Source organism: Komagataeibacter europaeus, from assembly GCF_002173515.1.
Lineage (GTDB): Bacteria > Pseudomonadota > Alphaproteobacteria > Acetobacterales > Acetobacteraceae > Komagataeibacter > Komagataeibacter europaeus.
Map to the genome: position 1 here is coordinate 3,038,451 of NZ_CP021467.1, position 13,816 is coordinate 3,052,266.

11 protein-coding genes and 1 tRNA gene are annotated in these 13,816 nt (G+C 65.4%); 11 read left to right on the forward strand and 1 reads right to left on the reverse strand.

The features are described from left to right. Nucleotides 1-5: 5 nt before the first annotated feature. From ntrC to S101446_RS14025, 6 genes are all read left to right on the forward strand, one after another. The gene (gene ntrC, locus S101446_RS14000; RefSeq protein ID WP_019085241.1) at nucleotides 6-1,457 is read left to right on the forward strand and encodes a nitrogen regulation protein NR(I); all 1,452 of its coding nucleotides are present in this window, start codon (nucleotides 6-8) and stop codon (nucleotides 1,455-1,457) included. Beyond that, on the forward strand, nucleotides 1,454-3,721 hold the full coding sequence (locus tag S101446_RS14005) for a sensor histidine kinase NtrY-like (RefSeq protein WP_010507082.1): 2,268 nt from the start codon (nucleotides 1,454-1,456) through the stop codon (nucleotides 3,719-3,721). The genes ntrC and S101446_RS14005 overlap by 4 nt, the downstream gene beginning before the upstream one ends. Beyond that, on the forward strand, nucleotides 3,711-5,102 hold the full coding sequence (ntrX, locus tag S101446_RS14010) for a nitrogen assimilation response regulator NtrX (protein WP_010507080.1): 1,392 nt from the start codon (nucleotides 3,711-3,713) through the stop codon (nucleotides 5,100-5,102). The genes S101446_RS14005 and ntrX overlap by 11 nt, the downstream gene beginning before the upstream one ends. A 125-nt stretch (nucleotides 5,103-5,227) precedes the next feature. Further along, nucleotides 5,228-5,512: an RNA chaperone Hfq gene (gene hfq / locus S101446_RS14015; RefSeq protein WP_087608615.1), complete on the forward strand. Its 285-nt coding sequence runs from the start codon at nucleotides 5,228-5,230 to the stop codon at nucleotides 5,510-5,512. Next, complete coding sequence (gene hflX / locus S101446_RS14020; RefSeq protein ID WP_010507076.1) at nucleotides 5,509-6,819, forward strand: GTPase HflX; 1,311 nt, start codon at nucleotides 5,509-5,511, stop codon at nucleotides 6,817-6,819. Before hfq ends, hflX begins: the two co-directional genes overlap by 4 nt. A gap of 113 nt (nucleotides 6,820-6,932) precedes the next feature. Beyond that, on the forward strand, nucleotides 6,933-7,772 hold the full coding sequence (locus S101446_RS14025; RefSeq protein WP_087608616.1) for an inositol monophosphatase family protein: 840 nt from the start codon (nucleotides 6,933-6,935) through the stop codon (nucleotides 7,770-7,772). Between the two features lie 84 nt (nucleotides 7,773-7,856). On the opposite strand, the gene mazG is transcribed toward S101446_RS14025, so the two are convergent. Then, a complete protein-coding gene (mazG, locus tag S101446_RS14030) occupies nucleotides 7,857-8,651 on the reverse strand; it encodes a nucleoside triphosphate pyrophosphohydrolase (protein ID WP_010507071.1) in 795 nt (264 codons plus the stop codon). A gap of 97 nt (nucleotides 8,652-8,748) precedes the next feature. On the opposite strand from mazG, the gene argC reads away from it, so the two are divergent. The 5 genes from argC to S101446_RS14055 all read left to right on the forward strand — a co-directional run bounded on the left by argC (nucleotide 8,749) and on the right by S101446_RS14055 (nucleotide 13,682). Next, a complete protein-coding gene (gene argC, locus S101446_RS14035; RefSeq protein WP_087608617.1) occupies nucleotides 8,749-9,684 on the forward strand; it encodes an N-acetyl-gamma-glutamyl-phosphate reductase in 936 nt (311 codons plus the stop codon). A 74-nt stretch (nucleotides 9,685-9,758) separates the two neighbouring features. After that, nucleotides 9,759-9,842 (forward strand) — tRNA-Leu (locus S101446_RS14040). Between the two features lie 55 nt (nucleotides 9,843-9,897). Continuing rightward, on the forward strand, nucleotides 9,898-11,079 hold the full coding sequence (locus tag S101446_RS14045; RefSeq protein ID WP_167376445.1) for a phosphoserine transaminase: 1,182 nt from the start codon (nucleotides 9,898-9,900) through the stop codon (nucleotides 11,077-11,079). Nucleotides 11,080-11,156: 77 nt separating this feature from the next. Next, entirely contained in the window at nucleotides 11,157-12,308 is a 1,152-nt protein-coding gene (locus S101446_RS14050) for an ATP phosphoribosyltransferase regulatory subunit (protein WP_087608619.1), read from the forward strand. Nucleotides 12,309-12,392: 84 nt separating this feature from the next. Next, on the forward strand, nucleotides 12,393-13,682 hold the full coding sequence (locus S101446_RS14055; RefSeq protein ID WP_087608620.1) for an adenylosuccinate synthase: 1,290 nt from the start codon (nucleotides 12,393-12,395) through the stop codon (nucleotides 13,680-13,682). Nucleotides 13,683-13,816: the final 134 nt, after the last annotated feature.

The window sequence follows — 13,816 nt, forward strand, 5'->3', positions numbered from 1 at the left end:
AGCGTATGTCGCTGCCGACCATTCTTGTTGCTGATGATGACCGCTCCATCCGTACGGTGCTGAGCCAGGCGCTGGGGCGCGGGGGCTATCAGGTCCGCACCACCGCCCAGGCGTCCACCCTGTGGCAGTGGGTGGAGGAGGGCGAGGGCGACCTTGTCATCACCGATGTCGTCATGCCCGATGAAAACGGGCTGGACCTGATCCCGCGCATCCGCCGCATCCGCCCCGACCTGCGCGTCGTGGTCATGAGTGCCCAGTCCACGCTGATGACGGCGGTAAAGGCGACCCAGCGCGGCGCGTTCGAATACCTGCCCAAGCCCTTTGACCTCAAGGAAGTGCTGGCGGTGGTCGCCCGCGCGCTGGCGACCCCCGCCACCCCCGTGCAGCCGCTGGCCCCGGCCCAGCCGGATGAACAGATGTCGCTGATCGGGCGATCGGTGGTGATGCAGGATATCTACCGCATCATCGCCCGCCTTACGACATCGGACCTGACGGTGATGATCAATGGCGAAAGCGGCACCGGCAAGGAACTGGTGGCCCGCGCGCTGCATGATTACGGGCGCAGGCGTGCCGGCCCCTTTGTCGCCATCAACATGGCCGCCATTCCGCGCAACCTGATCGAAAGCGAACTGTTCGGGCATGAACGCGGCGCCTTTACCGGGGCGACCAGCCGTGTCGCCGGGCGGTTTGAACAGGCGGCGGGGGGCACGCTGTTCCTTGATGAAATCGGGGACATGCCCCCCGAAGCCCAGACCCGCCTGCTGCGCGTGCTGCAGGATGGGGAGTTCACGACCGTGGGCGGCACCATGCCCATCCGCGCCAATGTGCGCATCATCGCCGCCACCCATCGTGACCTGCGGCAGGCGATCCGCGCGGGCACCTTCCGCGAGGATCTGTACTACCGCCTGAACGTGGTGCCCATGCGCCTGCCGCCCCTGCGCGAACGGGTGGAGGACATTCCCCTGCTGGCGCGGCATTTCCTGAATGAAAATGCCGAAGGCGCGGGCAGCGCGCGCGTGCTGGATGATCAGGCGATGGCGCAGCTTCAGGCCTATCGCTGGCCGGGCAACGTGCGCGAGCTTGAAAACCTCATGCGCCGCATCACGGCGCTGCACCCGCAGGAAAGCATAGGGGCCGACATCATCGCCGCCGAACTGGCGGAGGCCAGCAATACGGCGCCACCAGGCGAAGGCGCGGGCGGCGGAACAGCCGAGACACTGGCCGAGGCGGTGGAACGGCATCTGCGCCGCTTCCTGTCATCCGGGCAGGACGGCATGCCGCTGAGCGATATTTACGACAAGGTGATTGCCGAGGTCGAACGCCCCCTGATCACCATGACGCTGGCGGCCACGCGTGGAAACCAGATCCGGGCGGCGGCCATGCTGGGACTGAACCGCAATACGCTGCGCAAGAAGATCAGGGATCTGGATATTCCGGTCGTGCGCGGCGGCGCATGAGCATGAACGCGACGCCGCGCCCAAGCATGGCCTACCGGCTGGCCCGGCGGGTGCTGGACATGCTGGTACGGCGCAACGTGGCGCTGGTGCTGGTGCTGCTGGCGCTGGTGCTGGGGGTCGCGACCTTCGTCGTGCTGTCGGGTGGCAAGTCGCTGGCCCATCACCCGCAGATCCAGGCGCTGGTGTTCATCCTGAACTTCCTCGTGCTGCTGCTGCTGGCGACGTCGCTTACGGAAAAGGTCGGGCGTGTGGTGGCCGAACGCCGCAGCGGGCTGGCCGGGGCGCGGCTGCATGTGCGGCTGGTCACGCTGTTCGGCATTGTCGCGGTGGCGCCCACCATCGTGGTGGGCACGTTCGCCGCCGTGTTCTTCCATTACGGCATCCAGATCTGGTTCAGTGACCGGGTGAACACCGCGCTGAACGAGGCGCTGGAAACATCCCGTGGCTACCTGCAGGAACATAACGCCAATATCCGGACCGAGGCGTTCTCGCTGGCCAATTACCTGGTCAGCGCGCAGAACGGGCTGTCCGGGTCGGGGGGCGACCTTCTGCATGATCCCGACGCGCTGTCGCAGGTGCTGGATTCGCAGGCCACGCTGCGGGGGCTGGACGTGGCGGTGGTCTATGACCCGTTCACCAATACCGTCGTGGCGTCGGGCGGGCTTATGGGACGGGCGGCCAACCTGAAGGACCTGCCGCCGCCCGCGGCCACCCTGATGGCGCGGACGAACGAAATCGCGATCCTTGATTCACCGGATGAAAAGACCGTCCGCGCGGTTGTGACCCTGGGGGATACGCCGCCGCTCATGCTCATGATCGCACGCCCGGTGGACCCCGATATCCTTGAACACATGCACCGCACCGAACAGGTGGTGGCCGATTACAAGCGCCTGAATGGCAACCGGGCCAAGATCCAGTTCACCTTCGTGCTGATCTTCGCCCTCGTGGCCGTGCTGGTGCTGGGGGCGGCGATCCTGATCGGCCTCATGCTGGCCAACCAGATCGTGCGGCCGCTGGGGCTGCTGATCCTGGCATCCGAACGGGTCAGCAAGGGCAACCTGGACAGCAACGTGCCCGAGGGCGAGCGCGATGACGAGGTCTCCAGCCTGTCACGCGCCTTCAACCGCATGACCACGCAGCTTGCGACCCAGCGCGCGGAACTGGTCAACGCCACCAACCAGATCAACGAACGCCGCAGGTTTACCGAGGCCGTGCTGTCGGGGGTGTCGGCCGGTGTCATCGGGCTGGATTCGCACGGCATGATCGAACTGCCCAACCGTGCCGCAAGCGTACTGCTGCAGCGTGACATGGCGGCCGGCGTGGGGCGCCCCCTGACGGATGTGGTGCCGGAACTGGGCACCATGCTGGAACGCATCGCCCAGGAGGGCGGACGTGAACTGACGGGCGAGGTGCAGGTGCTGGCGGGCGGGCGCGCCTGTACCCTGCTGGTGCGAATCGGCGCGGAAATGCAGAGTACGGTGACCGGCGATTTCGCTGATGGCTATGTCGTGACCTTTGACGACATAACTGCCCTGCAGGTTGCGCAGCGCAAGGCGGCATGGGCCGATGTCGCCCGCCGCATCGCGCATGAAATCAAGAACCCGCTGACCCCCATCCAGCTTGCCGCCGAACGGCTCAAGCGCCGCTTCCTGCGCGAGATCACGTCCGATCCCGATACCTTTGCGCAGTGCGTGGACACCATCATCCGCCATGTGGGGGATATCGGGCGCATGGTGGACGAATTTTCCGCCTTTGCCCGCATGCCGCAACCGGTCATGCGCATGGAGGACCTGTCGCGCATCGTGCGTGAGGCCCTGATCCTGCAGCGCAACGCGCACCCCGAAATCCTGTATGAAGTCCATCTGCCCGACCGTGGCCCGCTGGTCCAGTGTGACCGCAGGCTGGTGGGGCAGGCGCTGACCAACCTCTTGCAGAACGCGGCGGACGCCATCGCCATGCGTCCCGAAGTCGGGGCGGCCGGCGGGGATGGCGTGATCGGCACGATCCGTATTACATTGAAGCAGGATGATCCGAACGTCATCCTGAGCGTTGAGGATGATGGAATCGGGTTGCCGGTCGAGGATCGCGCCCGGTTGACCGAGCCATATGTGACCCACAAGCCCAAGGGAACCGGACTTGGTCTTGCGATCGTTAAGAAGATTCTTGAGGATCACGGCGGAAGCATCGGGCTTGCGGATCGCGCCGGGAGCAGGGGAGCTGTGTCGACATTGATTTTGCCGATAAAGGACGACCATGGGGCATGAAATCCTGATCGTCGATGACGAGCCGGATATCCGGCTCCTTATCGAGGGTATTCTGGCTGATGAGGGATACGAGACGCGGCTGGCGGCGGATTCCGATTCCGCCATCGCGGCCTTCCGGGAACGTCGGCCCTCGCTGGTGGTGCTTGATGTATGGCTGCAGGGCTCACGGCTGGATGGCCTGGGCATCCTGAATGTCCTGCACAAGGAGGAGCCGTCCATCCCGGTCATCATGATATCGGGACATGGCACGATCGAGACCGCGGTCGCCGCCCTGCAGCATGGCGCGTATGACTTTATCGAAAAACCCTTTCAGGCCGACCGCCTGCTGGTCGTGGTGCGCCGCGCGCTGGAGGCGTCCCGCCTGGCGCGCGAAAATGCCGAACTGCGCCTGCGCGCGGGTTCGGGCACCGTGCTGGAAGGACGCAGCGCTGCCATTACCGCCGTGCGCAACCAGATCGACCGCGTGGCCCCCACCGGGTCGCGCGTGCTGATTTCAGGCCTTGCGGGTACCGGCAAGGAAGTGGCGGCGCGGATGATCCACGCCAGTTCCCGCCGGGCGGAAGGGCCGTTCATCGCGCTCAACTGCGCCACCCTCGCCCCCGGCCGGTTCGAGGAGGAACTGTTCGGCATCGAGGGCGGGGATGACGGCGCGGGCCGCCGCACCGGGGTGCTGGAACGCGCGCATGGCGGCACGCTGGTGCTGGACGAAGTGTCCGACATGCCGCTGGAAACGCAGGGCAAGATCGTGCGCGCGCTGCAGGACCAGACATTCGAACGGCTGGGCGGTGCGCGGCGGGTCAAGGTGGATGTGCGCGTGCTGGCCACCACCAATCGCGACCTGCAGTCCGAAATCGCGATGGGGCGCTTCCGGGAGGATCTGTACTACCGCCTCGCGGTGGTGCCCCTGCGTATTCCCAGCCTGCGTGAACGGCGTGAGGACATACCCGAACTGGCCCGCATGTTCCTTGACCGCGCGGCCGAAAATGCCGGCCTGCCGCTGCGTGAACTGTCGGGCGACGCGATTGCGGCGCTGCAGAGTTATGAATGGCCGGGCAATGTGCGCGAGCTGCGCAACCTGATGGAACGCCTGCTGATCATGATGCCGGGCAACAGCACGGACCCGATCCGCGCCGACATGCTGCCTTCCACCGTGGGGGATGGCGCGCCCGCGCTGCTCAAGTTCGATTCTGACGAGGATGTGATGAGCCTGCCGCTGCGTGAGGCCCGTGACCTGTTCGAGACCCAGTACCTGCAGGCGCAGCTGCTGCGTTTCGGTGGGAACATCAGCCGTACCGCGGGATTCGTGGGGATGGAACGCAGTGCGCTTCACCGCAAGCTCAAGCAGCTTGGCGTGACGTCCGAGGATCGCAACACGGGATGAGCTTTTGCCCATGCAGCCCATGACTGCTAGACAACGAACTGTGATACGGACGGTGGCAACGCCGTAGCATGACACGCGACTGTGCCGTGTGATTCCGCCCAACAAACAACAAGTAAGGCCCTGCCGTGGCAAAAGAACCTTCACAGAATGTCCAGGACGTGTTCCTCAACCACGTCCGTCGGTCAAAAACGCCGGTTACCATTTTCCTGGTCAATGGCGTCAAGCTTCAGGGGATCATCACCTGGTTTGACAACTTCTCCGTCCTGCTGCGGCGCGATGGCCACACGCAGCTTGTGTACAAGCATGCGATCAGCACGGTCATGCCGGCTACGCCGGTCAGCCTGTTTGAACCCCCGACCGAGACCGACGGCACAGAGGAGCGTGCAGCCACGGATGGCAGCCCGTCGTGACGGCGGCCCAGCCACCATCCGCCACGCGCGCCGCCGTCATCCTGCCGTGGGAGCGCCCCGACCGGCATGATGACGCCCGTGCGGCCGAAGCCCGGCTGGAAGAAGCGGTCGGCCTTGCCGCGTCCATCGGGCTGGTGGTCGTATGTCAGGCGGTGCTGCTGCTGCGTGCGCGCAGGCCGGCGACCCTGCTGGGTGGTGGGCAGGTGGACTCGCTCAAGGAAACGGTCAAGGCTGACAACATCACCGTGGTCATCATTGATTCCCGCCTGACGCCGGTGCAGCAGCGTAACCTTGAACGCGCGCTGGGCTGCAAGGTGATCGACCGGACCGCGCTGATCCTTGATATCTTTGGCGAACGCGCGGCCACGCGTGAGGGCACGCTGCAGGTCGAACTGGCCCATCTGGAATACCAGCGCAGCCGTCTTGTGCGCACATGGACCCATCTTGAACGCCAGCGTGGTGGCTTCGGTTTCCTTGGCGGCCCCGGTGAAACCCAGATCGAGGCCGACCGCCGGATGATCGGCGACCGGATCGTGCGGTTGAAGCGCGAACTGGAACAGGTCCGCCGCACCCGTGGCCTGCACCGGCAGGCCCGCAGGCGGGTGCCATTCCCCATCGTGGCGCTGGTTGGCTACACCAATGCCGGCAAGTCCACCCTGTTCAACGCCCTGACCGGGGCCAGCGTCTATGCGCAGGACCAGCTGTTCGCAACGCTTGACCCCACCATGCGCGGCATCCAGCTGCCATCGGGGCGGCGGGTGATCCTGTCCGACACCGTGGGGTTCATCAGTGACCTGCCGACCGAACTGATCGCGGCCTTCCGCGCGACGCTGGAAGAAGTGGCGGAAGCCGACATCATCCTGCATGTGCGTGATGTCTCGCATCCCGACAGCGCATCGCAGCGCAATGATGTGATCGAAGTTCTCGAAGGCATGGCCCGCAATGGCACCATCGAACAGGACTGGCAGTCCCGTGTGATCGAGGTGCTGAACAAGGCCGACCTGGTGGGCGGGCGTGACGCGGTGGGCGCGCGGCCGGGCAATGTGGTCATTTCTGCCATTACCGGCGACGGCCTGCCCGACCTGCTGGCCGCGATTGACGAACGCATGACGCGGGCGATGGAAGTCGTCGCCTACCGCGTGCCGCTGGCCGAAGGGGCGGCGATGGCGTGGCTGTATGAACATGGCGAGGTCACGGAGCGCGAGGATGGGGAGGACGGCGTGGAGATGACCGTGCGCCTGTCCCCTGCCAATCGTGCGCGGTTTGAAATGCAGTTCGGCCGTATCGTGACCTGCCTGCAGGACTAGGGCACGCCTGCGTGCCGACCGTTTCGTGACTGCGGGCGGGGTGGCAGACAGGCCGGTACCGGCGCATGGATGGGCACCGGTGAAGGACGGATACGCATAGCGGAGGGGCTGCAATGACGGCACGGATCACACTGGCGGACATGCACGATGTGGTGGGCATGATGCGGGGGGCGGCGTCGCGCCATGTCATGCCGTTCTTCCGTTGCCTTGATCGTGCCGACATCCGTGCCAAGAGCGGGCCGCTGGATATCGTGACCGTGGCCGATGAAGCCACCGAACGTGACCTGACCGCCGCCCTGCGGGCCGCATGGCCCGATGCCCTTGTACTGGGGGAGGAAGCGGTCGCGGCTGATCCCGCCCTGCTGGACGGCCTTGGCGCGGCGGAACTTGCCTTCGTGATCGACCCGATTGACGGCACGGCCAATTATGCGGCGGGCGTGCCGCTGTTTGGTGTCATGGTGTCCGCCGTGTCGCGGGGGGAAGTGATTGGCGGGGCCATTGTTGATCCCGTATGCGACATCGCGGTTCTGGCCGCGCGCGGCCAGGGTGCATGGCTGCATGACGGCAAGGGCGCCGAACGCAGGCTGCATGTGGCCGCCCCCGTGCCCGCGCGGGAGATGTCGGGTAATGCATCATGGCGCTACCTGCCCGCGCCGGTGCGCGACGTGGTGACGCATAACCTGCCCAAGGTTGCGGGATCATGGGATTTCCGGTGTGCGGCGCATGAATACCTGATGCTGGTCGATGGGCGGTGCCACTTCCTGCTGTTCAACCGCACCCTGCCGTGGGACCACCTGGCGGGGTGGCTGATCCATGCGGAAGCGGGTGGTTACAGCGCCCATTTTGACGGCTCGCCCTACCGTGTCACGGATCGTAGCGGCGGGCTGCTTTACGCGCCGGACAGGGCAAGCTGGCAGGCGCTACGTGACCTGCTGCTGACCCCCGTCGCGTAAATGGCTGATAAAAAGCGAAAACTTTCCGGGTGCTGCCTTTTTTCAGAAAGCTTCACCAAAAACCTTTGATGGTTTGCGCGGGTTTCAGTCCTGTGGCTGTGCCGCGCGTTCACGGCGTTTGACGGCCTGCCAGCCTTCTTCCATGGTTTTGACATCCACGTCCGCCAGCGCAAGGCCACGGGCGGCGAGGTCGTGCTCGACGGCGGTAAAGCGGCGGGTGAATTTGGCGTTGGCCTGACGCAGGCAGGCTTCGGGGTCCATGTCCAGCTTGCGTGCAAGTGTTGCCAGCGTGAACAGCACATCGCCCAGTTCATCGAATATCTTCGCCCGGTCGCCGCTTTCCAGTTCGACCTTCAGTTCGTCCAGTTCCTCATCCACCTTTGCCGCGACCTCGCCCACCGTGTCCCAGTCGAAGCCGGTACGGGCCGCGCGCGCGGACAGCTTGCGCGCGCGCAGCAGGGCGGGCAGGCCCACCGGCACGTCATCCAGCGTGCCGCCCCTGTTGCGCGCCAGACGTTCCTGCGCCTTGCCCGTTTCCCACTGGCCTGCTTCCACCGGCGCATCGCCAAAGACATGGGGATGGCGGCGGACCATCTTGTCGCCAATCATGCGGGCCACGGTGGCGAAGTCGAACATGCCTTTTTCATCGGCCATCTGCGCGTGGTAGACGACCTGCAGCAGAAGGTCGCCCAGTTCATCGGGCAGGCTGTCCCAGTCCTCGCGCGCAATGGTGTCCGCGACTTCATACGCTTCTTCAATGCTGTAGGGTGCTATGGACGCGAAGTCCTGTTCCCGGTCCCATGGGCAGCCCGTCTGCGGGTCACGCAGGCGGGCCATGATGTCCAGCAGGCGGGCAAGGGCGGAAGAAGCATCGTGCATGGGTGGGAAGTCCTGCCTGTTTGTATTGCGGTCGGGCACAGGTTTTGTATAGATCGCCCATCCCGAGGCGGGAAGTTTTTATCAGGACACACCGAACATGAGCAGCAACGGACAGGCAACGGTCTTTATCGATGGCGAGGCAGGGACGACGGGACTGGGCATCCGCCATCGCCTGCGCCACCTGCCTGTCACCGTGCGTTCCATCGACCCCGCGCGGCGCAAGGATCCCGACGCCCGGCGGGAGATGATGGCAGCGGTCGATATCGTCATCCTGTGCCTGCCCGATGCGGCGGCGAAGGAAGCCGTGGCGATGGCAGACGCCATGGGGGATGATGCGCCGCGCATACTCGACGCCAGCACCGCGTTCCGAACCGACCCGGCATGGGTCTACGGCTTTCCCGAAATGGATGCGGCCCAGCCTGCCGCCATCCGGGCCGCCGCCCGTGTTTCCAATCCCGGCTGTTATCCCACCGGGCTGATCGGCCTGCTGCGCCCGCTGGTCAGGGCAGGGCTGGTGCCAGCGGATTATCCCGTATGCGTGAATGCCGTCAGTGGCTACAGTGGCGGTGGCCGCAGCATGATCGAAGCGCATGAGCGCGATGGCGGCCCGGCGTTTGAACTGTACGGGCTGGGTCTGGGCCACAAGCACATGCCGGAAATGACCCTGTATGCCGGTCTGGCGCAGCCGCCGGTTTTCGTGCCGTCGGTCGGGCATTTCCCGCAGGGGATGATCGTGTCCGTGCCGCTGCATCTGGACCGCCTGCCCGGCAGGGTCGCCATTGCGGACCTGCATGAAGCCCTAGCTGCGCATTACCGGGGTTCGGACCGCGTAACGGTGGCCGAACCGTGCGCCAAGCTGGTGGCGGACGCGCTGGCGGGCACCGACCGGATGGAACTGCGCGTGCATGGTAACGACGCGCTGCGGCAGGTCGTGCTGACCGCACGGCTGGACAATCTGGGCAAGGGCGCGTCGGGTGCCGCACTGCAGAATGTGGCGCTGATGCTTGGGCTGGAACCGCCGCCGCCCGTGTGATATAGCGGGTCCGCAAGACGTCCCTGGACTGATTGCCGTGGTATTCCGTCCCGCACAGGGCGGGCTGCCTGTATGCGAGAGTGACGGAACGGTAGACGTAGTCGACTCAAAATCGACCGCCGAAAGGCATGGGGGTTCGAATCCCCCCTCTCGCACCAGTCTGGCGCACCGCCCCGGTGTTGCTGTCCCTTTGCCCGTGTCGCGAACAGGACGATGTCTCCCTTGCCTGATGCCCTTACTGCAAAGCCGTCCGTACGGCCTGCCAATCCGTGCTTCTCTTCCGGTCCCTGCGCCAAGCGTCCGGGCTGGTCGCTTTCCGCCCTGTCGGATGCGCTGGTGGGGCGTTCGCACCGTTCGGCCGAAGGGCGCGCACGGCTGAACGAGGTCATTACCCGTTCAAAGGCCATGCTTGGCATGCCGGATGACTGGGTGCTGGGCATCGTGCCCGCGTCGGATACGGGTGCGGTGGAAATGGTGCTGTGGTCCATCCTGGGCACCCGCCCGGTGGACGTGCTGGCGTTCGAAAGCTTTTCCGCCACATGGGCAAACGACATCATAGCCCAGCTGAAACTGTCCGATGCCCGCGTGCTGAAGGCCGATTACGGTGAAATCCCCGACCTGTCGCAGGTGGACTGGGCGCGCGACGTGGTGCTGACATGGAACGGCACGACATCGGGCGCGCGCCTGCCGTATGACGCCTCCATTCCCACGCAGCGCGACGGGCTGGTGATATGCGACGCCACATCCGCCGCCTTCGCCATGGACCTGCCGTGGCAGAAGCTGGATGTGGTGACATGGTCGTGGCAGAAGGTGCTGGGGGGCGAGGCCGCTCACGGCATGCTGGCCCTGTCGCCGCGCGCGGTGGAACGGCTGGTATCCACGCCAGCACCCCGCGCGCTGCCCAAGATCTTCCGCCTGACCAACAGCAAGGGCCTGATTGACGGTATTTTCCGGGGTGACACGATCAACACGCCGTCCATGCTGTGCGTGGAAGATGCGCTGGATGGCCTGAAATGGGCCGAAGGCGCTGGCGGCCTGAAGGGCCTGATCGCCCGCAGCGAAGCCAATCTGGCCGCCATTGCCGGGTGGGAAGCGCAGTCCGACTGGGCGCAGTTCCTTGCCCCCAACCCTGCGCACCGTTCCAGCACGGCCATCTGCCTGCGTATTGTCGCCCCGTGGTTTACTGCGCTGGACCATGCGGGCCAGACAAAGGCTGCCAAGCAGATCGTATCCCTGCTGGGCAAGGAAGGGGTGGCGCTGGATATCGGCAGCTACCGTGACGCGCCGCCGGGCCTGCGGCTGTGGGGCGGGGCGACGGTGGAAACCGCCGACCTGCAGGCGGTCCTGCCGTGGCTGGACTGGGCCTATGCGCAGGTACGCGGCCAGCACGCCTGATCCTTCCGCTTTCCATGTCTGATCCATCATGTCCCGGCTGCCACCGTGGAGATGGTGCAGCACGATAGGCCCCCGATATGACTGATGACCCGCCGTTCAACCCCGCGCTGCTGCCCGCAGGCTTCGTGGACAGGCTCCCCCCCGAGGCCGAGGCCGAGGCGGCCGGGGTCGAGACGCTGATGCGCGTCTTCGCCACCCACGGATATGACCGCGTCACGCCGCCGCTGCTGGAATTCGAGGAAACGCTGCTGTCGGGTTCGGGCGCTGCCGTGGCGGAACAGACCTTCCGCCTGATGGACCCCGATACGCGCCGCATGATGGCACTGCGTCCCGACATGACGCCCCAGATCGCGCGCATTGCCGCGACCCGGCTGCCTGATGTGCCGCGTCCCCTGCGGCTTGCCTATGCCGGGCCGTGTATCCTCATGGCCAGCAACCGGGGTGATGGCGAACGCCAGATTTCGCAGGCCGGGGTGGAACTGATCGGTCCCGACCAGCCGGAAGCGGATGCCGAAATCGTGGCGCTTGCGGCCGAATGCCTTGCCACGCTGCAGGTGCAGGGCGTGTCCTTTGACCTGACCATGCCCGCGCTGACCACCGCGCTGGTGGATGCCGGGGGCTTTGATGCGCATGTGCGCGGCATGCTGATGCGCGCGCTGGACCGCAAGGATGCGGCCGCCGTGGAACGCCATGGTGGCGACCTGGCGCCGGTCCTGATCCGGCTGCTGCATGCGGCCGGCCCGGCCCATGGGGCGCTGGCGGAACTGGCAGCGGTGGACCTGCCGCCGGTGGTACGTGCCCACAGTGCGCGTCTGGCTGCAACCGTCGCCGCGATCGAGGCGCGTGTGCCGGGTATCCGCCTGACGGTGGATCCGGTGGAATTCCGGGGCTGGCAGTACCATACCGGCGTATGTGTCAGCGTCTATGCCGCAGGCCAGCGCGAAGAACTGGGCCGGGGTGGCCGTTACCTGTCCAATAATGATGAACCGGCCTGCGGGTTGACCCTGCGGCCTGACATCATCCTGCGCGCGGCCCCGCCGCTGCCGTGCCGGACGCGTGTGTTCCTGCCGTGGGGGACCCCGCCGGAAGTGGGGGCGGCCCTGCGTGCGGGGGGGTATGCCACGGTCAGCGCGCTGGGTGATGAAGCCGATGCACGGGCCGAGGCCCGGCGCCTGTCCTGTGCGCTGGTGGTGGCTGATGGTCGGCCCATGCCGGTGGATGGCATCTGAATTTCTGTTATCTGTTTAATATAACAAGGTTTTTTCCGGCTGGTCGCCTTTGTCCCGGTCGGGCCGTATAGCAAGGAGCATGAAATGTCCAACGTCACCGTGATCGGCACCCAGTGGGGTGACGAGGGCAAGGGAAAGATCGTGGACTGGCTGGCCAGCCGGGCCGATGTGGTCGTGCGTTTCCAGGGTGGTCATAATGCGGGCCATACGCTGGTTGTGGGTGAGCAGACCTACAAGCTGTCCCTGCTGCCGTCCGGGCTGGTGCGGGGCAAGATGGGCGTGATCGGCAATGGCGTGGTGGTTGATCCCGAAGCGCTGCTGAAGGAAATCGACCGCGTGACGGCGCAGGGCCTGAAGGTCACGCCCGAGACGCTGAAGATTGCTGAAAACGCGCCCCTGATCCTGCCCGTTCATGGCGCGCTGGACCGCGCGCGCGAAGCCGCGCGGGGTGACCGCAAGATCGGCACCACGGGCCGTGGCATCGGCCCCGCCTATGAAGACAAGGTGGCCCGTCGCGCCATCCGCCTGTGTGACCTGGCCGAACCGGAAACGCTGGACTGGAAGCTGGACGAACTGCTGCTGCACCACAACACCCTGCTCAAGGGTCTTGGGGCCGATACGTTCACCAAGGCTGAACTGCTGGATTTCCTCAACGCCGTCGCACCCCGCGTGCTGCCCTTCATGGCTCCGGTGTGGGACCTGCTGGATGACAGCCGGCGCAGTGGTTCGCGTATCCTGTTCGAGGGCGCGCAGGCGGTGATGCTGGACGTAGACCACGGCACCTATCCGTTCGTGACCAGTTCCAATACCGTCGCGGCAAATGCGGGCACGGGCGCGGGTGTTGGTCCGACCAGCATCGGTTTCGTTCTGGGCATTGCCAAGGCCTACACCACGCGTGTGGGTGAGGGACCGTTCCCCAGCGAACTGCATGACCAGATGGGCCGCACGCTGGGGGAACGCGGGCATGAATTCGGCACCGTAACGGGCCGTCCCCGCCGTTGTGGCTGGTTTGACGCCGTGCTGGTGCGTCGCGCGGTGCGCGTGGGTGGCGTGAACGGCCTGGCGCTGACCAAGCTGGATGTGCTGGACGGTCTGGACGAAATCAGCATCTGCGTCGGTTACGAACTGGATGGCAAGAAGATCACCAGTTTCCCCTCGGCCCCCGGTGCGCAGCAGCGTATCCGCCCGGTGTTCGAGACGATGGAAGGCTGGAAGGACAGCACCAAGGGCGCGCGGTCTTGGGCTGAACTGCCCGCGCAGGCCATCAAGTATGTCCGTCGGATCGAGGAACTGGTCGAGGCACCGGTTACCCTGCTGTCCACCAGCCCCGAACGTGACGACACCATCCTGATGCGTGACCCGTTCGAGGACTGATTAAAACAGAACGGAAGTTTTTGGGTGCCGCCTTTTTTCAAAGAGGCGGCGTTCCCTGAAGCTTTTTGAAAAAAGCTTCACCAAAAACTTCTTTAATTATGGCCAGTACAGACAAAAAGCCCCGCAGCGCCAGA

What these genes read in the sequence shown, in the direction of transcription:
- ntrC (WP_019085241.1), top strand. Translation starts at nt 6, where the DNA reads ATGTCGCTGCCGACCATTCTTGTTGCTGATGATGACCGCTCCATCCGT.
- S101446_RS14005 (WP_010507082.1), top strand. Translation starts at nt 1,454, where the DNA reads ATGAGCATGAACGCGACGCCGCGCCCAAGCATGGCCTACCGGCTGGCC.
- ntrX (WP_010507080.1), top strand. Translation starts at nt 3,711, where the DNA reads ATGGGGCATGAAATCCTGATCGTCGATGACGAGCCGGATATCCGGCTC.
- S101446_RS14025 (WP_087608616.1), top strand. Translation starts at nt 6,933, where the DNA reads ATGACGGCACGGATCACACTGGCGGACATGCACGATGTGGTGGGCATG.
- mazG (WP_010507071.1), bottom strand. Translation starts at nt 8,651, where the DNA reads ATGCACGATGCTTCTTCCGCCCTTGCCCGCCTGCTGGACATCATGGCC.
- argC (WP_087608617.1), top strand. Translation starts at nt 8,749, where the DNA reads ATGAGCAGCAACGGACAGGCAACGGTCTTTATCGATGGCGAGGCAGGG.
- S101446_RS14045 (WP_167376445.1), top strand. Translation starts at nt 9,898, where the DNA reads ATGTCTCCCTTGCCTGATGCCCTTACTGCAAAGCCGTCCGTACGGCCT.
- S101446_RS14050 (WP_087608619.1), top strand. Translation starts at nt 11,157, where the DNA reads ATGACTGATGACCCGCCGTTCAACCCCGCGCTGCTGCCCGCAGGCTTC.
- S101446_RS14055 (WP_087608620.1), top strand. Translation starts at nt 12,393, where the DNA reads ATGTCCAACGTCACCGTGATCGGCACCCAGTGGGGTGACGAGGGCAAG.